The sequence below is a fragment of the Quisquiliibacterium transsilvanicum genome (genome assembly GCF_014202215.1).
In the GTDB taxonomy this organism is placed as follows: domain Bacteria; phylum Pseudomonadota; class Gammaproteobacteria; order Burkholderiales; family Burkholderiaceae_E; genus Quisquiliibacterium; species Quisquiliibacterium transsilvanicum.
The window spans coordinates 583,523-604,179 of sequence record NZ_JACHGB010000001.1 but is presented as its reverse complement, the minus strand read 5'-3'; the positions used below and the strand labels follow the sequence as shown (position 1 = coordinate 604,179).

Sequence of the window (20,657 nt, the reverse complement as noted above, 5' to 3'; positions counted from 1 at the left end):
TCAGGCATGACGCGACCCACCCAGGCCACGATTTCTTCTGCTGCAATGCAGCATAACCTTGCCCGGGCGCGCAGCTGGGCCGCAGGCGCCCGCGTCTGGGCGGTGGTCAAGGCAAACGCGTACGGCCACGGCATCGAGAGCGCCCTGCGGGGGTTTTCAGCCGCGGACGGTCTGGCGCTGATCGAGTTCGAGCACGCGCAGCGCCTGCGCGACGCCGGCTGGCGCGGACCGGTCCTGATGCTCGAGGGGGCCTTCGAGCCAGCCGACCTCGATGCGGCAGCGGCCCTTGGCCTGGCGCTTGCGGTGCACTCCGAAGCGCAGCTGCGCTGGCTGGAGGCCTGGCGCGGCGCGGGCAGGATTCCGGTGCACCTGAAGCTCAACAGCGGAATGAACCGCCTCGGTTTTCCGCCAGCGGAGTTCCGCCTGGCCCATGCGCGGCTGAGCGCGCTTGCCTCGGTTCCCACCGTCGCGACGATGGCGCACTTCGCCGATGCCGACGTCCGCGGCGGCGCCGAGCGCGCGCTGCAATGCTTTCTCGCTGCGTCGCGGGGCCTGGCGGGCGAGCGCTCGCTGGCCAACTCCGCGGCGCTGATCGACATCCCGGCCGCGCGCTGCGACTGGGTTCGGCCCGGCGTCATCCTTTATGGCGCCAGTCCCTTCGCCGGGCGCAGCGCGGCGTCGCTGGGCCTGCGTCCAGCGATGACGCTCGCCTCGCGGCTGATCGGCGTCCAGCGGCTGCAGGCCGGCGACACGGTGGGCTACGGCTCCACTTTCACCGCGCCCGGGCCGATGCGCATCGGCGTGGTCGCCTGCGGCTATGCCGATGGCTATCCAAGGCACGCTCCCAACGGCACGCCGGTGGCGGTGGCCGGGGTACGCACCAGGCTGGTCGGCCGGGTGGCGATGGACATGCTTACCGTGGACCTGACGCCAGTGCCCGGGGCCGACATTGGCGCCGAGGTGGAGCTCTGGGGCGCGACGGTGCCGATCGACGAGGTCGCAGAGGCCTCTGGAACGATCGGCTACGAGCTGATGTGCGCGCTGGCTGCGCGGGTGCGCGTCGAGGCGGCGGCCTGATGGCGAAGCTTCGCTCCCGCTACGTCTGCAGCGAATGCGGCGGCATCAGCCCCAAGTGGCTGGGCCAGTGCCCGGCCTGTCATGCCTGGAACACCCTGGTCGAGGGCGTCGAGCCGGACCGCGCGCCGGCCCGCAACCGCTACGCCGCGCTGGCGCCCACCCAGGACGTGCAGATGCTCGGCGAGGTGGCGGCCGAGGAACTGGACCGGATGTCGACCGGCGTCGACGAGTTCGACCGCGCCTTGGGCGGCGGGCTGGTCGAGGGCTCGGTGGTGCTGATCGGCGGCGATCCGGGGATCGGCAAGTCGACGCTGCTGCTGCAGTCGCTCGCTCACCTGAGCGCCAGCCATGACGTGCTCTACGTGAGCGGCGAGGAGTCGGCAGCCCAGGTGGCGCTGCGGGCCCGCCGGCTGGGTCTGGAGGTGGCGCGCCTGCCGCTGCTCGCCGAAATCTCGCTGGAGCGCATCTGCGCATCGATCGAGGCGCGGCGCCCGGCGGTGGTCGTGGTCGATTCGATCCAGACCCTGTACTCGGAGCAGCTGCAGTCCGCGCCGGGCTCGGTGGCCCAGGTGCGCGAGTGCGCCGCGCAGCTCACCCGCCTGTCCAAGCAGACCGGCGTGTCGGTGGTGATGATCGGCCACGTGACCAAGGAAGGCACGCTGGCCGGCCCGAGGGTGCTGGAGCACATGGTCGACACGGTGCTCTACTTCGAGGGCGACACGCATTCCTCGTTCCGGCTGGTGCGGGCCTTCAAGAACAGGTTCGGCGCGGTCAACGAGCTGGGCGTGTTCGCAATGACCGACCGCGGGCTGCGCGGCGTCTCCAATCCGTCGGCGCTGTTCCTTTCGCAGCATGCGCAGGAGGTGCCGGGCGCCTGCGTGCTGGTCACCCAGGAGGGCAGCCGGCCCCTGCTGGTCGAGGTGCAGGCGCTGGTCGACACGGCCCACGTGCCGAACCCGCGCAGGCTTTCAGTGGGGCTGGAGCAGAACCGGCTGGCAATGCTGCTGGCGGTGCTGCACCGCCACGCGGGCGTCGCCCTCTACGACCACGACGTCTTCATCAACGCCGTGGGCGGTGTGCGGATCGGCGAGCCGGCGGCCGACCTCGCGGTGCTGCTCGCCATCGTCTCGTCGCTCAAGAGCCGGCCGCTGCCGCGCGGGCTGGCGGTGTTCGGAGAGGTCGGCCTGGCCGGCGAGATCCGACCGGCGCCGCGCGGCCAGGAGCGGCTGCGCGAGGCGGGGAAGCTGGGCTTCTCGAAGCTGCTGATCCCCAGGGCGAACGCGCCCAAGCGTCCGGTGGAAGGGGTGGAAACCGTGGCGCTCGATCGCGTCGACCAGGCGATCGAAGCTGCCTGGGGCTGAGGCCGGGCAGCGCCGGGGACTCGGCGCCGCCGGGCGCACCGTTCGCAGCGACCGGCGGGCCGGAAATCAGCGGGCGGGTCCGGCCGATCCGGCAATCCGCCGGGCCGTTTCGATGCCGCTGCGCACCGCGGCTTCCAGCGTCGCGGGGTAGTCGTCCCAGAGCCAGTCGCCGGCCAGCCACAGGCCGGGAGCAGCGTGCTGCAGGCAGCCGGGGTCCAACCGGGGGCGCTGCGGGGTGCAGCGGAAGGTCGCCCGGCGCTCGGTCACGACCCTGATGTCATCGGGTGGCGGGCCGCCGAAGGCCGCGCGCAGCTGCGCGGCAAGACCCTCCGCCAGTGTTGCGGAGGGCAGGCGGTCGAGCCGGCTGGCGGCGCTGATGACGATGCCTGCCAGACGGGCGCGGCCGTCGCCGCGCTGGGCTGCGTCCTCAGCCTGCACGACGCCGCGGTCGAACAGCCATTGCCCATGGTGACCACTCGAAGCGTCCTCGTCGAGCAGGCTCCAGCCCGGCAGCTGCGGGGCCGCTTCGGCGCGCCACAGCGCCCAGGCGGTGGCGATCGGCTCGGGCTCGAATTCGATCAGGCGGCCGGCGGGCAGTCCGGAGGCCTCCAGCAGGGCGGCCGCCGACCATGGAGGCAGCGCCAGCAGCAGCCGGCTGAAGCGTTCGCCGCCAATCCGCCAGCCGCCGGCATCCCGGACCAGCCTGCGCACCGGCGTGCGCAGGCTGATCGTCGCGCCCTGCGCGGCGAGGCGCTCGAGGGCGGGCTCAGGCAGCAGCCGGCCCAGTGGCGCATCCGCGATCACGAAGTCGGAGTCCTGGCGCGCGCCCCCGAGCGTGTCGCGCAGCACCGCAGCGAAGGCCGCCGCGCATGCCGCGTCCGGCAGCGTGTTGAGCGCGCCGATGCACAGCGGCGCCCAGAGCCGCCCGGCCAGCCCGGGCGGCTGGCGGAAACGATCGAGCAGGCCTGCGACCGTCTCCCCGGGGCGGGTGCGCCAGTCGGCCTGGCGCAGGCCGGCCATCAGCCGCACTGCGGCCACGCGCCCGCCGGCGCCCAGGCCGCGGGCGCACAGCAGCGCCCAGCCGAGGTGCAGCGGCGCCGGCAGCCGTGCGGCGCGCAGCGACAGTCCCGAGGGAGAGGACAGCGCGAGCGGCACGCGCCGCAACAGGCGGTCGCTGCCGAGCGATGCCGCGAGCGCCAGGCTCTCGCGGTAGGCGCCGACGATCAGGTGCTGGCCGTTGTCGACCGTGAAGCGGCCAAGCCGGGTGTCCAGGGGCACGCTGCGCGCGCGCCCCCCGGCCGCCGGCGCAGCGTCGTAGAGGCTCACCTCGACGCCCCGCTCGGCGAGCGTCAGCGCCGCGGCGAGCCCCGCCCAGCCGGCGCCGACGATGCCGACCCTCATGTGCCGCGGATCTTCGGCGGGCCGCGGCGCAGCCAGGTCCGCCAGGCGATCCACAGCTTACGGGACGGCGGCAGGGCGACCCGGTGCCGCAGCACCTGGAAGCCGTCGTCCTCGATCTCGTCGAGCAGCGTTGCGTAGACCGCGGCCATGATCAGCCCGGGCCGCTGGGCGCGCACCGCAGCGGGCGGCAGCGCATCGAAGGCCGCCCGGTAGTGCGAGCGCGCCCGCTGTGACTGGAAGCGCATCAGCTCGACGAAGGCCTCGCTGCTGCGCGCCGCGAGGATTTCGTGGGCGCCGACGCCGAAGCGCCGCAGGTCGTCGATCGGCAGGTAGATGCGCCCGCGCCGGGCGTCGTCGCCGACGTCGCGGATGATGTTGGTGAGCTGCAGCGCCAGGCCGAGGGACTCGGCGTAGTCGCGGCAGCCCTGGTCGCCGTCGGCGAAGATGCCCGCCGACAGCGTGCCCACCACGCCGGCGACGCGATGGCAGTACAGGCGCAGCCCCTCGAAGTCCAGGTAGCGGTCCTGCTCGAGGTCCATCTCCATCCCGTCGACGATCTCCTCCAGCCGGCCGCGGTCGATCGAATAGCGCTGGAGGTGCGGCTGCAGCGCCCGGGTCACCGGGTGCTGGGGCGCGCCGGCATAGAGGCGTGCCAGCTCCTGGCGCCACCAGGCGAGGCGGGTGCGGGCCAGGCCGGCGTCGGTGCTTTCGTCGACCACGTCGTCCACCTCGCGGCAGAAGGCGTACAGCGCGGTGATCGCGCTGCGCCTTGGCCGGGGCAGGAAGACGAAGCTGTAGTAGAAGCTGGACCCGCTGCGCGCGGCCTTGTCCTGGCAGTACTCGTCTGGGCTCATCGGACTCGGGGCGGGCTGTGCATCAGGCGGAGGAGGGCGGGGGCATCCTGCCAGCGCAGCCGCGGCCGGCAGGCGATCGGGTCGTGTCCGCCGGCCTCGAGCAGCTCGAGGATCCGGCGCGCGCCGGCCAGCGTCGCGCGCAGCTCCCAGGCCAGGCGCCGGGGCACCTGGCGCAGCAGCGGCGCGCCGGATTCTAGCAGCGCGCCGGCCCGCCGCGCCTCGGCAGCGATGCAGCGACGCAGCGCGGGCCCGGCCGCGCCGGCGCCCACTGCGGCGCCGACGTCCTGCGCGTCCAGCCCTTCGCGCGCCAGCGACTCCAGCGGCAGGTAGAGTCGGCCGCGCCGCCAGTCCGGCCCCACGTCCTGCAGGAAATTGACGAGCTGCAGCGCGCTGCAGATCGCATCCGACTGCGGCTCGGTCTGCGGCGTTCGGCAGCCGAAAAGCTCGAGGACCAGGTGGCCGACCGGATCCGCGGAGCGCCGGCAGTAGTCGAGCAGCTCGGCGAAGTCGCGGTAGCGGGTGACGGTGACGTCCTGCCGGAACGCCGACAGCAGCGCGCGGCAGTCGTCGACCGACAGCCTGCGTTCCTCGAGGTGCGGCCGCAGGGCGGCGACGACCGGATGATCTGGGTCGGCCGCGCCGCGCAGCGCAGCCTCGAGCCGGTCGAGTTCGGCGAGGCGCGCCAGCGGCGGCGCTTCCCCCTCGTCGGCGACGTCGTCCGCGAAGCGCGCGAAGCGGTAGAGAGCGATCAGCGCGGGGCGCAGCGGGCGCGGCACCAGCACCGAAGCGACCGGGAAATTCTCGTAGTGATCGATGCCGGTGACGAGGCCGGGCGCGGACGTGGCGTGCATGCGTCGGATTGTAGGCAAGGGCGGGCCCGGCGCGTCCCGGCGCAGGAATTCATGCTTTAATGACCGGAAAGTCATTAATAATGCCCGCCAAGGCGGGCGACGTCCCATGCGCCCTTCACGCCTCCTCCTGTTCCTCCTGCCTCTGGCGCTGGCCGCCTGCAAGCGACCCGAACCCCCGGCTGCGGAGCCGGTGCGGCTGGTGCGCACGAGCATTGCGCAGCCGCAGCAGGTCGGCGCGGAACTGCGCCTGCCGGGCGAGCTGCGTCCCCGCGTGGAGGTCGTCCACGCGTTCCGGATCGGCGGCAAGATCGCGCAGCGCCTGGTCTCGGTGGGCGACCGGGTCGATGCCGGCCAGCCGCTCGCGCGCCTGGACTCCTCCGACACTGCCCCGGCGCTCGCGGGCGCGCAGGCGGCACTGTCCGCGGCCCGCACCGACGCGCGCCTGGCGCAGGGCGAGCTGAACCGCCAGCAGGAACTGCACGGCCGCGGCTACCTCAGCCAGGCGGGGCTGGAGCGCTTCCTGGCCGGACGGGACTCGGCGCAGGCGCGGGTCGAGGCCGCGCAGGCGCAGTTGCGCCAGGCGCAGAACGCGGTGTCCTACGAGCTGCTGCGCGCGTCGGCTGCGGGGGTCGTCGCCGCCGTGGACGCAGAGGCGGGCCAGGTGGTGGCCGCGGGCCAGCCGGTGCTGCGGATCGCCCGTGCAGGCGAGATCGAAGCCAGGGTGGACGTGCCCGAGCGCGACCTGGCCACTGCGCGCGGCGCGGCGCGCTGGCAGGTGCGCGTGCCGGCAGCGGGCGACCTTGTCCTGAACGCGCGGGTTCGCGAGCTGTCCCCGGTGGCCGATCCCGCGTCGCGCACCTATCCGATGCGCCTCGAGCTGCAGGGCGACACCTCCGGCCTGGCGCTCGGAATGAGCGCGGTCGCGGCCAGCGTTCGCGAGGGGGAGGGCAGGGTCTTCGTGCTGCCGGTGTCGGCGCTGCACACGCTCGACGGCCAGCCGCGCGTCTGGCTGGTCGATCCCGCCTCCTCGACAGTGCGCCAGGTGCCGGTGACCACCGCGGGGCTGGACGGCGACACCGTGCACATCGTCGACGGCCTCGCGCCGGGCGACCGGGTGGTGGTGGCCGGCGCCAACCTGCTGGTGGCCGGCCAGAAGGTTCGCCTGCCCGCCGCGCGGGCCGCGCAATGAAGGGCTTCAACCTCTCCGCGGCCGCGATCCGGCAGCCGCAGCTGACCCTGTTCTTCCTGCTCGTGGTGGCCGTCGCCGGGGCGCTGTCGTACTTCGAGCTCGGCCGGCGCGAGGATCCGGACTTCGCATTCCGCGCAATGGTGGTGCGCACGCTCTGGCCGGGGGCCACCGCCGAGCAGGTCGACCGCCAGGTCACCGACCGCATCGAGAAGAAGCTGCAGGAGGTGCCGCATTTCAAGTGGACCCGCAGCTACTCCAAGGCCGGTGAGTCGCTGATCGTCCTGGAGCTGCAGGACACCGCGCCCTCGAAGGAGGTGTCGCAGATCTGGTACCAGGTGCGCAAGAAAGTCGGTGACATCCGAGCCGCGCTGCCGGCGGAAGTGGTCGGGCCCTTCTTCAACGACGAGTTCGGCGACGTCTTCGGCACCATTTACGCGTTCACCGGCGACGGCATCCCTCTGAGCGAGCTGCGCACGCTGGTCGAGGACGTGCGCCAGGAGCTGCTGCGGGTGGCCGACGTGCAGAAGATCGAGCTGTTCGGCCTCCAGGACGAGCGCATCTTCGTCGAGATCTCGCCGCAGTCGCTGGCCCGGCTGGGCATCGATGCCGCGGCCATCGCGGCGCAGCTGCAGGCGCAGAACCTGGTGGCGCCCGCGGGCAGCGTCGAGGGCGAGAGCCGGGCGGTGCCGCTGCGGGTCACCGGCCAGTTCGACAGTGTCGAGGAGGTGCGCGCGCTGCGGCTGGACGTCGGCGGGCGCGCGCTGGCGCTGGGCGACGTCGCCCGGGTGTGGCGCGGCGACCAGGATCCGCCGGTCCAGACGATGCGCTTCGGCGGCCGGCCGGCGATCGGCCTGGGCGTCGCGATGACCGCCGACGGCGACGTGCTGGCGCTGGGCCGCAACCTCGATGCGGCGATGGCGGGGATGCTGGCGCGGCTGCCGCTGGGCGTCGAGTTCGCCAAGGTTTCGGACCAGCCGAAGATCGTCGAAAGTGCGGTCGACCTGTTCATGAAGGTGCTGCTCGAGGCGGTCGCGATCGTGCTTGCGGTGAGCTTCCTGAGCCTGGGGCTGCGCGCAGGGGCGGTGGTGGCGCTCACCATCCCGCTGGTGCTGGCGGCCACCTTCGCGATCATGGCCTGGACCGGCATCGCCCTGCACCGCGTGTCCACCGGAGCGCTGGTGATCGCGCTCGGGCTGCTGGTCGACGACGCGATGATCGCGGTGGAGATGATGGCCCGCAAGATCGAGGAGGGCCTCGACAAGTTCTCCGCCGCCACCTACGCATACACCAGCACCGCCTTCCCGATGCTGACCGGCACCCTGATCACCGCCTCCGGCTTCCTGCCGATCGCCACCGCGCGCTCCAACACTGGCGAGTACACCTTCGCGATCTTCGCGGTGGTGACCATCGCGCTGCTCGTCTCCTGGGTCGCTGCGGTCGGCGCCACGCCCTTCATCGGCACCTGGCTGCTCAAGGAGCAGCGCGGCGGACATGAGCTTTTCGACAGCCGCTTCTACCGGCGGCTGCGCGCGACGATCGAGTGGTGCATGCGGCACCGCTGGCTGACGATCGCGGCAACCGTGGCCTCGCTGGCGCTCGGGGCGGCGGGAATGGCCGCCACCGAGAAGCAGTTCTTCCCCTCGTCCAATCGCACCGAGCTCCTGGTCGAGATGTGGCTGCCCGAGGGCTCGAGCTACCGGGCCACCGAGGCGGTGGCGCGCCGCCTGGAGGCGCGGCTGGCCGACGACGAGGACATCGCCACCTACGTCGGCTACGTTGGCAATGGCTCGCCGCGCTACTACCTGTCGCTGGACCAGCAGCTGTTCCGGTCCAATTTCGCGCAGTTCGTCATCCTCACGCATGACGTCGCCGGGCGCGACCGGGCCCTGGCGAGGCTGCGCACGCTGCTCGCGGAGGACTTCCCGGAGGTCCGCTCGCGCGCCTTCCGCACGCCGCTGGGTCCGCCGGTCGCCTATCCGGTGCAGTTCCGGGTGATGGGTCCGGATCCCGCCGAACTCAAGCGGATCGGCGCGCAGGTGGCCGATGCGATCCGCGCAGACCCGGACACCATCGATCCGCATGCCGACTGGGGCGAGCGCGCCCCCGCGCTGCGGATCGAGATCGACCAGGCGAAGGCGCGCGCGATCGGGCTGTCCAGCGCGCAGGTCGCGCGCACGCTGGGCGCGGCGGTGTCGGGGACCACGCTCGGCGTGTTCCGCGAGGACGACCGGCTGATCGAAGTGGTGCTGCGCGCGCCCGAGGGCGAGCGCAGCAGTCCGGCCGATCTGGCCAACCTGCCGCTGCGCACCGCGGCGGGCCGCACGGTGCCGCTGTCGCAGGTCGCCACCCTCGCAGAAGTGATGGAGGAGCCGATCCTCTGGCGGCGCAGCCGCACGCCCACGCTGACGGTGCGGGCCGACGCGGTGGAGGGCGCGCAGGCCCCCGACCTTGCCAAACGGATCGATCCCACGCTGGCGCCGATCCGCGCGCGGCTCCCGGACGGCTATCGGATCGAAGTCGGCGGGCCCGCCGAGGACAACGCCAAGGCACAGGGCTCGATCGCCGCAGGCATGCCGCTGATGCTGGCGCTGGTGGTGGCACTGCTGATGATCCAGCTGCGCCGCTTCTCGCTGACCATCATGGTGCTGCTGACCGCGCCGCTGGGCATCATCGGCGTGGCCGCGGCGCTGCTGCTGTCCGGGCGTCCCTTCGGCTTCGTCGCGATGCTCGGCACCATCGCGCTGGGCGGGATGATCATGCGCAACACGGTGATCCTGGTCGACCAGATCCGCCAGGACCTCGAGGCGGGCAGCACGCAGTGGGATGCGGTGCGCGAGTCCGCGGTCCGGCGCTTCCGGCCGATCTGTCTGACCGCCGCCGCCGCAGTGCTGGCGATGATCCCGCTGTCAAGTGACGTGCTCTGGGGGCCGATGGCAGTGGCCATCATGGGCGGGCTGATCGTCGCCACCGTGCTCACGCTGCTCTTCGTGCCAGCGCTCTACGTGGCCTGGTATCGGGTACGGCCCGCGGTTCCGATACAATGATGGGTTTCGCGGCCGTGGCGGAATTGGTAGACGCACCAGGTTTAGGTCCTGGCGCTGCAAGGCGTGAAGGTTCGAGTCCTTTCGGCCGCACCACGCGGGTGGCGCTTTCGGTGCGGGAAGCGGCACGGATCGCACACGAACACCCCTCGACAACGGATTTCTTTCAACGATGGCTACCCAACTCGAAACGACCGGCACCCTCGAACGACGTCTTGCCATGGCGGTGGCCGTGGCCGACGTCGACAAGGAGGTCGCAGACCGCCTGCGCAAGCTCTCGCGCACGGTGAAGATGGCGGGCTTCCGCCCCGGCAAGGTGCCGATGAAGATGATCGAGCAGTCCTACGGCCCGCAGGTGCATGCCGAGGTGCTGGGCGACGCGGTTTCGCGTGCCTTCTCCGACGCGGTGGCCGAGCATTCGCTGCGCGTCGCGGGCCAGCCCTCGATCGAGCGCCGCGAGGACGCCGCCGAAGGCGAACTCGGCTTCGCCGCCACCTTCGAGGTCTACCCCGACGTGGTGCTCGGCGACGTGGCCGCGCTCGAGGTCGAGCGCTCGGCCTGCGAAGTGGGCGACGCCGAGGTCGACCGCACCATCGACATCCTGCGCAAGCAGCGTGCCGGATGGGAGACTGCCGATCGTGCCGCGCAGGACGAAGATCGGATGACGCTCGACTTCAAGGGCAGCGTCGACGGCGTGCCCTTCGAAGGCGGCGCCGCCTCCGACTTCCAGTTCCAGATCGGCCAGGGCCGCATGCTCCCCGACTTCGAGGCCGGTGTGCGCGGCGCGAAGGCCGGCGAGAGCCGCAGCTTCGACGTCAAGTTCCCCGACGAGTACGGCGCCGCAGAACTCGCCGGCAAGACCGCGCAGTTCGAGGTCACCGTCAAGAAGATCGAGCAGCAGGTGCTGCCGGCGGTCGACGAGGAGTTCGCCAAACAGTTCGGCATCGCCGACGGCAGCGTCGAGAAGATGCGGGCCGACGTGCGCGCCAACCTCGAGCGCGAAGTCGCGCAGCGCCTGCGCGCCCGCACCAAGTCGGCCGTGATGGATGCGCTGCCCGCGATCGCCGCGATCGAGCTGCCCAAGGCGCTGGTGGAATCCGAAGGCCAGGCGCTCCTCGAGCGCGCGATCGCCGACCTCCAGCAGCGCGGCATCGACACCAAGAACATCCCGGTGCCGCCGGACGCGTTCAAGGAGCAGGCCGAGAAGCGCGTGCGCCTGGGTCTGATCGTCAGCGAGATCGTCAAGGCGCAGGGCCTGCAGGCCAAGCCCGACCAGATCCGCAAGCAGATCGAGGAATTCGCCCAGTCCTACGAGAACCCGGCCGAAGTGATCCGCTACTACTTCAGCGATCGCAACCGCCTCGCCGAAGTCGAGGCGCTGGTGGTCGAGCAGAACGTGGTCGACTGGACGCTGGCCAACGCGAAGGTCACCGACCAGACCCTGAGCTTCGACGACCTGATGAGCGCGGGCTGAACCCCGCCGACCCAACCTAAAGGAGCGAGTCGATGACCTTCAACAGCATCGTCGAGGACATGGTCAACGCCCACCTGTCGCAGCGCCAGGAGCCGCAGGGCCTGGGCATGGTGCCGATCGTGATCGAGCAGAGCGGCCGCGGCGAGCGCGCCTACGACATCTACTCGCGCCTGCTTCGCGAGCGGGTGGTGTTCCTGGTCGGCCCGGTGATGGACCAGGTGGCCAACCTGGTGGTCGCGCAGATGCTGTTCCTGGAGTCGGAGAATCCCGACAAGGACATCTCCTTCTACATCAACTCGCCCGGCGGGTCGGTGTCGTCAGGTCTGGCCATGTACGACACCATGCAGTTCATCAAGCCCGACGTCAGCACGCTGTGCATGGGCATGGCGGCCAGCATGGGCGCCTTTCTGCTGGCGGCCGGCGCCAAGGGCAAGCGTTTCGCGCTGCCCAACGCGCGGATCATGATCCACCAGCCTTCCGGTGGAGCCCACGGCCAGGCCGCCGACATCGAGATCCAGGCTCGCGAGATCCTGTACCTGCGCGAGCGGCTCAACAAGATCCTCTCGGAGAACACCGGCCAGCCGGTGGAGCGCATCGCCGCCGACACCGACCGGGACAACTTCATGGCCCCGGAAGATGCGGTAAGCTACGGACTGATAGACAAGGTCCTGACCCGCCGTACTGAAGGCGCCTGACGCGCACGGCGTCGAGCGGGGCGGGGCGCACGGCGCCCCGCGCCGTTTCCGGAGAAAGCATGTCCGAGAAGAAGGGATCCAGCGAGAAGCTTCTGTACTGCTCCTTTTGCGGCAAGAGCCAGCATGAGGTGCGCAAGCTCATCGCCGGTCCGTCGGTGTTCATCTGCGATGAATGCATCGAGTTGTGCAACGACATCATCCGCGACGAGCAGCAGTCCGATGCCGAGGGCGCTTCGCCCAACGCCGGTCTGCCGTCGCCGGCCGAGATCGCCGCAATCCTCGATCAGTACGTGATCGGCCAGGGCAAGGCCAAGAAGATCCTGGCCGTCGCTGTCTACAACCACTACAAGCGCCTGCGCCACAAAAGTGGCAAGGACGAGGTCGAGCTCTCGAAGAGCAACATCCTGCTGGTCGGCCCCACGGGCTCCGGCAAGACGCTGCTCGCCCAGACGCTGGCACGGCTGCTGAACGTTCCTTTCGTGATCGCCGACGCCACCACGCTCACCGAAGCGGGTTACGTGGGCGAGGACGTCGAGAACATCATCCAGAAGCTGCTGCAGAGCTGCAACTACGAGGTCGAGCGGGCGCAGAGCGGCATCGTCTACATCGACGAGATCGACAAGATCTCGCGCAAGTCGGACAACCCGTCCATCACTCGCGACGTGTCGGGTGAGGGCGTGCAGCAGGCGCTGCTCAAGCTGATCGAGGGCACCGTTGCCTCGGTGCCGCCACAGGGCGGGCGCAAGCATCCCAACCAGGACTTCGTGCAGATCGACACCACGAACATCCTGTTCATCTGCGGCGGCGCCTTCGACGGCCTCGACAAGGTCATCCGCAGCCGTTCGGAGCGCTCCGGAATCGGCTTTGGCGCCGAAGTCCGGTCGGCCTCCGAGCGTCCGGTGGGCGATGTCTTGCGCGAGGTCGAGCCCGAGGACCTGATCAAGTTCGGCCTCATCCCCGAACTGGTCGGTCGCCTGCCTGTGGTGGCCACGCTCGACGAGTTGAGCGAGGTGGCGCTGGTCGAGATCCTGGTCGAGCCCAAGAACGCGCTGATCAAGCAGTACCACAAGCTGTTTGCGATGGAAGGCGTCGACCTGGAGATCCGTCCGGCAGCGCTCCAGGCCATCGCCCGCAAGGCGCTCAAGCGCAAGACCGGCGCGCGCGGCCTGCGCTCCATCCTCGAGCAGGCGCTGCTCGACAGCATGTTCGAGCTGCCTGGCCTGAAGAACGTCCAGAAGGTGGTGCTCGACGAGAACGCCATCCTCGGCGACGGCAAGCCCCTGATCATCTACGCCGACTCCCCCAAGGTGTCCGGCAGCAACTGAGGCCGCGCGGCTCCCGGTTCCTCCTGGCGCCGCCGCGCTGCGCCGGCCGCAGCACTGGCGGCTCGGCCGCCGCCGCTGCAGCCTCATTCCCGCCGCCCGTCCGGAAAGCCCCTGCGCCGTTCTCGGCCGGCGGGCGATCCCTGGCGATCGGCGTTATCCTGAACATGCCAGCGTCCCCCGGTCCCGTTCCCGGCTTGAATTGCGGGCCACGTGCCCGCATCTTCGAGGGACCATCTCCCGGAGATCCCGATGCCTGAAGTCCTGACACCCTCCACCCAGACGCTGCCCCTGCTTCCGCTGCGCGACGTGGTGGTGTTCCCCCACATGGTGATCCCGCTGTTCGTCGGCCGTCCGAAATCCATCAAAGCCCTCGAGGCCGCCATGGAAGTAGGCAAGAGCATCATGCTGGTCGCGCAGAAGAACGCATCGAAGGACGAGCCTTCGGCGACCGACATCTACGAAATCGGCTGCGTCTCCAACATCCTCCAGATGCTCAAGCTGCCCGACGGCACCGTCAAGGTGCTGGTCGAAGGCGGCCGCCGCGCCCGCATCTCCCGGATCGACGAAACCGAGACCCACTTCGCGTGCGAACTGGTCGAGCTCGAGGCGGACGGCGAAGCCTCGCCCGAGACCGAGGCGCTGCGCCGCGCGATCCTGGCGCAGTTCGACCAGTATGTGAAGCTGAACAAGAAGATCCCGCCCGAGATCCTGGCTTCGCTCGGCGGCATCGAAGACGCCGGCCGGCTCGCCGATACCATCGCCGCCCACCTGCCGATCAAGCTCGAGCAGAAGCAGGACATCCTCGAGACGCAGGACGTCGGCGAGCGCCTCGAGAAGCTGCTCGGGCAGATCGAGACCGAGCTGGACATTCTCCAGGTCGAGAAGCGCATCCGCGGGCGCGTCAAGCGCCAGATGGAGAAGAGCCAGCGCGAGTACTACCTGAACGAACAGGTCAAGGCGATCCAGAAGGAGCTCGGCGAGGGCGAGGAGGGCGCCGACCTCGAGGAGCTCGAGAAGCGCATCGCCGCTGCGCACATGCCCAAGGAGGCGCGCAAGAAGGCCGACGGCGAGCTGAAGAAGCTCAAGCTGATGTCGCCGATGTCCGCCGAGGCCACGGTGGTGCGCAATTTCATCGATACGCTGATCAACCTGCCCTGGAAGAAGAAGAGCAAGATCAACAACGACCTGGCCAACGCCGAGCAGGTGCTCGACGAGGACCACTACGGGCTGGAGAAGGTCAAGGAGCGGATCCTCGAATACCTTGCGGTCCAGCAGCGCGTCGACAAGCTGAAGGCGCCCATCCTCTGCCTGGTCGGGCCTCCCGGGGTCGGCAAGACCTCGCTCGGCCAGTCGATCGCCCGGGCCACGAACCGCAAGTTCATCCGCATGGCGCTGGGCGGGGTGCGTGACGAGGCCGAGATCCGCGGCCACCGGCGCACCTATATCGGCTCGATGCCCGGCAAGATCCTGCAGAACCTCGCCAAGGTGGGCGTGCGCAATCCCCTGTTCCTGCTCGACGAGGTCGACAAGATGGGGACGGACTTCCGCGGCGACCCGGCCAGCGCGCTGCTCGAGGTGCTCGATCCCGAGCAGAACGCCACCTTCACCGACCATTACGTCGAGGTGGAGTACGACCTCTCCGACGTGATGTTCGTGGCCACGGCCAACACGCTGAACATCCCGGCGGCGCTGCTCGACCGGATGGAGGTGATCCGCCTGTCCGGCTACACCGAGGACGAGAAGCTCAACATCGCCCAGCGCTATCTGCTGCCCAAGCAGATCAAGAACAACGGACTCAAGGCGGAGGAGCTGTCGGTGGCCGAGAGCGCGATCCGCGACATCGTCCGCTACTACACGCGGGAGGCTGGCGTGCGCGCGCTCGAGCGCGAGCTCTCCAAGATCTGCCGCAAGGTGGTCAAGACCCTGCTGCTCGGCAAGCAGGAGAAGAAGGTCTCGGTCACCTCGAAGAATCTGGACAAGTACCTCGGGGTTCGCCGCTTCAGTTTCGGTGTTGCCGAAAAGGAGAACCAGGTCGGCCAGGTCACCGGCCTCGCCTGGACCGAGGTCGGTGGCGAGCTCCTCACGATCGAGGCGGTGGCCGTGCCCGGCAAGGGCAAGACCACCTTCACCGGCAAGCTCGGCGACGTGATGCAGGAGTCGATCAAGGCCGCGATGACCGTGGTGCGCCGCCGCGCCAGCCGGCTCGGAATCCCGCCCGACTTCCACGAGAAGCGTGACATCCACATTCACGTTCCCGAGGGCGCCACGCCCAAGGACGGGCCGAGCGCGGGCATCGCCATGACCACTGCGCTGGTGTCGGTGCTCGCCGACGTGCCGGTGCGTGCCGACGTCGCGATGACCGGCGAAATCACGCTGCGCGGCGAGGTACTTGCCATCGGTGGGCTCAAGGAGAAGCTGCTGGCGGCCCACCGCGGCGGGATCAAGACGGTGCTGATCCCCGAGGAGAACGTCAAGGACCTGGCGGACATCCCCGACAACGTGAAGAACCGCCTGGAGATCGTCCCGGTCAAGTGGATCGACAGGGTGCTCGAACTCGCGCTCGAGCGCCTGCCGCCGCCGCTCCCCGAGGTCGCCCCGGCCGCGGCTGCGGCGCCGGTCGCTGCAGCGCCGTCAGAGGGCGGGAGCGACGTCGTAGCGCATTGACCCGGGCGGGGTCGGCGCCCGGAAAGCGGCTTGACACAAGGCTTTCCGGGCGATTAAATGTTTCTTTGGTCGCCGGCGGCGATTATTTCAAGCCTTGTTCGGGCCCCGCTTCCAGCGGGCCGCCCGGGTTTTTCCGCTGCCCTGGGCGCCAAATGCGCGGCATCCGCTCCGCGTCATTCTTCCAACTATTCAATTGCTTGATCTGAGGGGATTCTTGTGAACAAAACCGATCTGATCGACCACATCGCCGAGGAGGCAGAGATCTCCAAGGCTGCCGCGGGCCGTGCCCTGGACGCCTTCGTCGGCGCCGTTCGGGCAACGCTCAAGGAGGGTGGTTCGGTCACGCTCGTCGGTTTCGGTACCTTCGTGGTCGGCAAGCGCGCCGCCCGCAGCGGCCGCAATCCGCGTACTGGCGACGCCATCAAGATCAAGGCCGCCAAGGTGCCCAAGTTCCGTCCGGGCAAGGGCCTGAAGGACGCGATCAACGCCCGCTGAAAAATTTTCGGTCGATTTGCGTAAACGATAAATAAGTGTGTATACTTCGTTTCTCGCATGTGACAACGCATGACGGTGAGTTCTACGGGTGCTTAGCTCAGCCGGTAGAGCGGCGCCCTTACAAGGCGTAGGTCGGGAGTTCGATCCTCTCAGCACCCACCAAGCTGTCGAGCGTATGCGGTTGATTCAGGAGTGGTAGTTCAGTCGGTTAGAATACCGGCCTGTCACGCCGGGGGTCGCGGGTTCGAGTCCCGTCCACTCCGCCAAAACGAAAAACCCCAAGCAGGCTGCCTGCTTGGGGTTTTTTTTAGGCCACGCCATGTTCGATTCCATACGAAAACACCAGCGCGTACTTCAGTTCATCCTGTTGCTGCTCATCTTCCCGGCATTCGCTTTCTTTGGCGTTTCCGGATACGACCGGTTCCTCGCTGAGGACGACTCGGTCGCGTCGGTCGCGGGCAGCGGCATCAGCCGCGCCGAGTATGACGACGCGATGCGCCGCCAGATCGAGCAGTTGCGGGCCACGCTCGGCGAGCAGCTCGACCCGAAGATGTTCGAAACCCCCGAGGTGCGCGAAGAGATCCTCGACGGCCTGATCGCCCAGCGAGCGCTGCTGACCGACGCGGTCGACAAGCGCATCACTGTCGGCGACGCGCGGCTGCGCGAGGCGATCCGCGGCATCCCGGGTCTGGTGCAGGCTGACGGCAGTTTCGACATCGAGCGCTATCGTTCGGTGCTGCGCGCGCAGGGGATGAACGAGGCGGCGTTCGAGGCCGAAATGCGCCGCGACCTTGCCGTCCAGGCGATGCCCGAGGCGGCCGCCCGCTCGGCTTTCATGCCTTCGGCGGTGCTCGATCGCCTGGTCGCGCTGCAGGAGCAGGTGCGCGAGGTGCGCGAGCTGCGCTTCCGTCCGGCGGACTTCGCCGGGAAGGTGTCGCCGACCCCGGAGCAGCTGCGCAAGCACTACGAGGAGAGTGGACAGGCCTTCGAGACGCCCGAGTCGGCCAAAGTTGCCTTCCTGGTGCTGAGCGCCCGCGACGTCGAGGCCCAGGTGAAGCTTGGCGCCGACGACGTCCGCACCTACTACGAGCAGAACAAGGCCCGCTACGGCGTGCCCGAGCAGCGGCGCGCCAGCCATATCCTGGTGCAGACGGCGCCGGGGGCGGACGATGCGGCTCGCAAGGCCGCGCGGTCCCGGGCGGAGGATCTGCTGCGGCAGGCGCGTTCCGGCGCGGACTTCGCTGCGCTGGCCCGCGAGCACTCACAGGATCCCGGCTCCGCGCGCGAGGGTGGAGATCTCGGCTACTTCGGTCGCGAGATGATGGTCAAGCCCTTCGCCGATGCGGCGTTCGTGCTGGCAGAGGGCGGGCTTTCCGACGTGGTCGAGTCCGAGTTCGGCTTCCACGTGATCAAGCTGACCGGCATCCGGCCGGGCGCGGTGAAGCCTTTCGAAGAGGTTCGTGCAGAGATCGAGTCCGACCTGCGTCGTCAGCAGGCGGGCCGTCTGTTCGCCGAAGCTGCCGAGGGCTTCACGAACATGGTCTACGAGCAGTCGGACAGCCTGGAACCGGCGGCCGCACGCTACGGGCTCCAGGTCCGTACCGTGGAAAGCCTCACCCGTGTTGGCGTGGTCGACGAAGGGAAGGGCGGCGCATCCGAGGTGGCGCGGCTGCTCGCGAACCCGAAGTTGCTGGCTGCGGTCTTCTCTGCGGATTCGGTTGCGCGCAAGCAGAACACCGAGGCGGTCGACGTTGGCGCGAGCACCCTGGTGTCGGCGCGCATCCTCGAGCACCGTCCGGCCCGTCGCAAGCCTTTCGAGGCAGTGGAGGCGGAGGTTCGCGCGCGCGTCGTTGCGGCGGAATCCCGCACGCTCGCAGCGGCGGCGGCGAAGGCCCGCCTGGAAGAGCTTCGGGCGGGCGCGCCGGCTGCCGGCTTCGGTCAGGCGATCAAGGTGTCGAGGGCGGCCCCGGGCGATCTGCCGCCTGCTGCGCTCGACCCGGTCTTCCGCGCCACGACGGACAAGCTGCCGGCCTATGCGATCGCCGAGCTCGGCGCGGAAGGGCATGCGATCTACCAGATCGCCGCGGTGACCGAAGCCTCGCAAGCACTGCTCGCGCAGCGGCGCGCCGCGTATGGGCAGCAGGTCGAGCAGATGGTGGGCCAGCAGGACGTGGCTGACTACATCGCCTCGGTCAAGGCGCGCTCGAAGGTCGAGCGGCATCCCGAGCGCCTGGGCGACGCCGACCGAGCGCTGACCGAGCGCTGACCGAGCGCTGACCGAGCGCTGACCGAGCGCTGACCGAGCGCTGGCCCGGCGCGCTGGCCCGGCGCGCTGACCCGGTGCGCTGACCCGGTGCGCTGACCGAGCCGCGGCGCCGAATGCCGGCACGAGTGCCGGCGCCCGGAAGCGCAGGCTCGGCCCTCGCGCAGCTTCCCGCCCGGCGCAGCGTCAGTCGCCGCGCAGGGTCTCGCCCAGCGCGGCAAGCTCCGCCGCCGCGACGCCCAGCGCGGCGTCGTCGGCGCCGGGCAGGACCACGCGGGGCGCTTCGTCCACCCGAGCGAAGTTGCGCCTGATCGAGCGGTCGTAGGCGGGGTCGTAGTGCTCGCGGAGCAGCGCGGTCACGAACTCGGGCCACTGGCCGGCCTGCGCCAGGGCCATCCATTCCTCGATCCGCGCCTTCCCGTGCAGCGTCGCCAGCGCGGCAAGGCGGGCGGCGAGCAGCGCCGGATCGGCGATGAAGTGCCCGTATTCCCGGACCAGAAGCCGGGCGCGCACCGCGTCCTGCGCCTCGATGATCACGCAGGACGATGCGCGCATTCGCAGGATCAGCTGCTCCGGCACCTGGCACTGCCCGACCTTGCGGCTCTCGGATTCCACGAACACCGGACGTTGCGGGTCGAAGCGGCGCAGCCGCTCCCACAGCAGCGTCTCGAAGCGCTTCTGTGAAGGCTGCCGCTCGTCGGGGAGATGTCCCAGCACCGAGCCGCGGTGACGGGCCAGCTGCTCCAGGTCGAGCACCTGGGCGCCATCAGCGGCGAGGCGCTCGAGCAAGAGGCTCTTGCCGCTGCCGGTGCGGCCTGCAACCACCACGAAGCGCAGCCCGGCGGGCCAGGCGGCCAGGTCGGCAATCACCTGGCGCCGGAACTCGCGGTAGCCCCCCTCGAGCACCGAAACCTGCCAGCCCACGCGGGCCAGCACCGTGGCCAGCGCTCCGGAGCGATTGCCGCCCCGCCAGCAGTAGATCAGCGGGCGCCAGGCGCGCGAGACGTCGGCCAGCGGTCCCTCGAGGATGGCGGCGATGTTGCGCGACACCAGCGCGGCGCCGACCCGCTTGGCCTCGAAGGCTCCCTGCTGCTTGTGCATCGTTCCGACCCGGACCCGCTCGTCGTCGGAGAGCACCGGCGTGCTCAGGGCGCCAGGAAGGTGGTCCTCGGCGTGCTCGCCTGGACTGCGCGCGTCGAGGATCGCGTCGAAGTCGTCGAGCCGCGCGATGGCCTCCGCGATCGGAATCGGGCGGGCGTCCTTCATCGACGCGGCGCTCCGGGGCGGCGGTCCGGCTGCAGGCGGGAAGTCATGGGCGAGGGCGCGCGGCGCGGGCGCAGCGCATCGTGGCGGTTGGGAACCGGCAATTCTAGCCCCTGGGCGCGCGGCGCCGGTGCCGCGCCGGCGCGGGCAGGCGATAGCCGATACAATCGACCGTTCGAGTCCCGGAAGTGTCGATGAAAGTATTCAATCTCAGCTGCGCGCAGGATCATCGTTTCGAAGGCTGGTTCGCGTCCGCGGAGGCCTATGAATCGCAGCTCGAGCGTGGGCTGGTGGAGTGCCCGGTATGCGGCGACCAGTCGGTGCGGCGCCTGCCCAGCGCGCCGCGGCTGAACCTCTCCTCGTCCGCCGCCAGGCCGGAGCCCGACTCGCCCGCCGCGGCGGCGCTGAGCCCGGAGAAGCTGCAGGCGATGTGGCTGCGGATGGCCCGTCACATCCGCGAGAACACTGATGACGTCGGCGAACGCTTTGCCGAGGAAGCGCGTCGCATCCACCATCACGACGCCCCCAACCGCGGCATCCGCGGCGTGGCCACCCGCGAGGAAGCCGCCGAGCTCTCCGAGGAAGGCATCGAGGTCTTCTCATTCCCGATGCCCAAGGGCTCCAACGAACCGCTTCAGTGACGGCCCACGAGCGGATCCATTCCCGCTGAAGCGGCGTTTCCTCCTTCGCCTGATCTGAGCGGC

15 protein-coding genes and 3 tRNA genes are annotated in these 20,657 nt (G+C 70.0%); 14 read left to right on the top strand and 4 right to left on the bottom strand.

Features of this window, described 5'->3' with window-relative positions:
- Positions 1-6: 6 nt before the first annotated feature.
- Together alr and radA are read left to right on the top strand one after the other, a co-directional pair.
- A complete protein-coding gene (alr, locus tag HNQ70_RS02730; protein WP_183963985.1) occupies positions 7-1,077 on the top strand; it encodes an alanine racemase in 1,071 nt (356 codons plus the stop codon).
- Positions 1,077-2,438: a DNA repair protein RadA gene (gene radA / locus HNQ70_RS02725; RefSeq protein ID WP_183963983.1), complete on the top strand. Its 1,362-nt coding sequence runs from the start codon at positions 1,077-1,079 to the stop codon at positions 2,436-2,438. Before alr ends, radA begins: the two co-directional genes overlap by 1 nt.
- 66 nt (positions 2,439-2,504) lie before the next feature.
- Here the strand turns inward: radA and hpnE are convergent, their stop codons facing one another.
- The 3 genes from hpnE to hpnC are packed head-to-tail and all read right to left on the bottom strand — an operon-like array spanning position 2,505 to position 5,544.
- A complete protein-coding gene (hpnE, locus tag HNQ70_RS02720; RefSeq protein WP_183963981.1) occupies positions 2,505-3,839 on the bottom strand; it encodes a hydroxysqualene dehydroxylase HpnE in 1,335 nt (444 codons plus the stop codon).
- Complete coding sequence (gene hpnD / locus HNQ70_RS02715; protein WP_183963979.1) at positions 3,836-4,693, bottom strand: presqualene diphosphate synthase HpnD; 858 nt, start codon at positions 4,691-4,693, stop codon at positions 3,836-3,838. Before hpnD ends, hpnE begins: the two co-directional genes overlap by 4 nt.
- Entirely contained in the window at positions 4,690-5,544 is an 855-nt protein-coding gene (gene hpnC / locus HNQ70_RS02710) for a squalene synthase HpnC (RefSeq protein ID WP_183963977.1), read from the bottom strand. Before hpnC ends, hpnD begins: the two co-directional genes overlap by 4 nt.
- A gap of 106 nt (positions 5,545-5,650) precedes the next feature.
- On the opposite strand from hpnC, the gene HNQ70_RS02705 reads away from it, so the two are divergent.
- The 11 genes from HNQ70_RS02705 to HNQ70_RS02655 all read left to right on the top strand — a co-directional run bounded on the left by HNQ70_RS02705 (position 5,651) and on the right by HNQ70_RS02655 (position 18,693).
- Positions 5,651-6,733: an efflux RND transporter periplasmic adaptor subunit gene (locus HNQ70_RS02705; protein ID WP_183963975.1), complete on the top strand. Its 1,083-nt coding sequence runs from the start codon at positions 5,651-5,653 to the stop codon at positions 6,731-6,733.
- Positions 6,730-9,777, top strand: coding sequence for an efflux RND transporter permease subunit (locus HNQ70_RS02700; RefSeq protein ID WP_183963973.1), 3,048 nt, complete (start codon positions 6,730-6,732; stop codon positions 9,775-9,777). Before HNQ70_RS02705 ends, HNQ70_RS02700 begins: the two co-directional genes overlap by 4 nt.
- Before the next feature lie 8 nt (positions 9,778-9,785).
- Positions 9,786-9,870: transfer RNA gene (locus tag HNQ70_RS02695), tRNA-Leu, on the top strand.
- Positions 9,871-9,946: 76 nt separating this feature from the next.
- Positions 9,947-11,248: a trigger factor gene (gene tig, locus HNQ70_RS02690; protein WP_183963971.1), complete on the top strand. Its 1,302-nt coding sequence runs from the start codon at positions 9,947-9,949 to the stop codon at positions 11,246-11,248.
- 59 nt (positions 11,249-11,307) lie between these two features.
- The gene (gene clpP / locus HNQ70_RS02685) at positions 11,308-11,943 is read left to right on the top strand and encodes an ATP-dependent Clp endopeptidase proteolytic subunit ClpP (RefSeq protein ID WP_246434639.1); all 636 of its coding nucleotides are present in this window, start codon (positions 11,308-11,310) and stop codon (positions 11,941-11,943) included.
- A 59-nt stretch (positions 11,944-12,002) separates the two neighbouring features.
- Positions 12,003-13,268 carry an ATP-dependent Clp protease ATP-binding subunit ClpX gene (clpX, locus tag HNQ70_RS02680; RefSeq protein WP_183963967.1) on the top strand — a complete coding sequence of 422 codons (1,266 nt, stop codon included), beginning with the start codon at positions 12,003-12,005 and terminating at the stop codon, positions 13,266-13,268.
- A 249-nt stretch (positions 13,269-13,517) separates the two neighbouring features.
- Complete coding sequence (lon, locus tag HNQ70_RS02675; protein ID WP_183963965.1) at positions 13,518-15,932, top strand: endopeptidase La; 2,415 nt, start codon at positions 13,518-13,520, stop codon at positions 15,930-15,932.
- Between the two features lie 216 nt (positions 15,933-16,148).
- A complete protein-coding gene (locus HNQ70_RS02670; protein ID WP_183963964.1) occupies positions 16,149-16,427 on the top strand; it encodes an HU family DNA-binding protein in 279 nt (92 codons plus the stop codon).
- Positions 16,428-16,513: 86 nt separating this feature from the next.
- A tRNA-Val gene (locus HNQ70_RS02665) sits at positions 16,514-16,589 on the top strand.
- A gap of 27 nt (positions 16,590-16,616) precedes the next feature.
- Positions 16,617-16,693: transfer RNA gene (locus tag HNQ70_RS02660), tRNA-Asp, on the top strand.
- A gap of 53 nt (positions 16,694-16,746) precedes the next feature.
- A complete protein-coding gene (locus HNQ70_RS02655) occupies positions 16,747-18,693 on the top strand; it encodes a SurA N-terminal domain-containing protein (protein WP_183963962.1) in 1,947 nt (648 codons plus the stop codon).
- A 183-nt stretch (positions 18,694-18,876) separates the two neighbouring features.
- On the opposite strand, the gene mnmH is transcribed toward HNQ70_RS02655, so the two are convergent.
- Positions 18,877-19,956: a tRNA 2-selenouridine(34) synthase MnmH gene (mnmH, locus tag HNQ70_RS02650; RefSeq protein WP_183963960.1), complete on the bottom strand. Its 1,080-nt coding sequence runs from the start codon at positions 19,954-19,956 to the stop codon at positions 18,877-18,879.
- Positions 19,957-20,147: 191 nt separating this feature from the next.
- Between mnmH and HNQ70_RS02645 the strand changes: the two genes are divergently transcribed.
- The gene (locus HNQ70_RS02645; protein WP_183963959.1) at positions 20,148-20,594 is read left to right on the top strand and encodes a DUF1178 family protein; all 447 of its coding nucleotides are present in this window, start codon (positions 20,148-20,150) and stop codon (positions 20,592-20,594) included.
- Positions 20,595-20,657: the final 63 nt, after the last annotated feature.

Bases quoted from the DNA above. Each gene is read 5' to 3' on its own strand.
- alr (WP_183963985.1), top strand. From the start codon at position 7: ATGACGCGACCCACCCAGGCCACGATTTCTTCTGCTGCAATGCAGCAT.
- radA (WP_183963983.1), top strand. From the start codon at position 1,077: ATGGCGAAGCTTCGCTCCCGCTACGTCTGCAGCGAATGCGGCGGCATC.
- hpnE (WP_183963981.1), bottom strand. From the start codon at position 3,839: ATGAGGGTCGGCATCGTCGGCGCCGGCTGGGCGGGGCTCGCCGCGGCG.
- hpnD (WP_183963979.1), bottom strand. From the start codon at position 4,693: ATGAGCCCAGACGAGTACTGCCAGGACAAGGCCGCGCGCAGCGGGTCC.
- hpnC (WP_183963977.1), bottom strand. From the start codon at position 5,544: ATGCACGCCACGTCCGCGCCCGGCCTCGTCACCGGCATCGATCACTAC.
- HNQ70_RS02705 (WP_183963975.1), top strand. From the start codon at position 5,651: ATGCGCCCTTCACGCCTCCTCCTGTTCCTCCTGCCTCTGGCGCTGGCC.
- HNQ70_RS02700 (WP_183963973.1), top strand. From the start codon at position 6,730: ATGAAGGGCTTCAACCTCTCCGCGGCCGCGATCCGGCAGCCGCAGCTG.
- tig (WP_183963971.1), top strand. From the start codon at position 9,947: ATGGCTACCCAACTCGAAACGACCGGCACCCTCGAACGACGTCTTGCC.
- clpP (WP_246434639.1), top strand. From the start codon at position 11,308: ATGGTCAACGCCCACCTGTCGCAGCGCCAGGAGCCGCAGGGCCTGGGC.
- clpX (WP_183963967.1), top strand. From the start codon at position 12,003: ATGTCCGAGAAGAAGGGATCCAGCGAGAAGCTTCTGTACTGCTCCTTT.
- lon (WP_183963965.1), top strand. From the start codon at position 13,518: ATGCCTGAAGTCCTGACACCCTCCACCCAGACGCTGCCCCTGCTTCCG.
- HNQ70_RS02655 (WP_183963962.1), top strand. From the start codon at position 16,747: ATGTTCGATTCCATACGAAAACACCAGCGCGTACTTCAGTTCATCCTG.
- mnmH (WP_183963960.1), bottom strand. From the start codon at position 19,956: ATGAAGGACGCCCGCCCGATTCCGATCGCGGAGGCCATCGCGCGGCTC.
- HNQ70_RS02645 (WP_183963959.1), top strand. From the start codon at position 20,148: ATGAAAGTATTCAATCTCAGCTGCGCGCAGGATCATCGTTTCGAAGGC.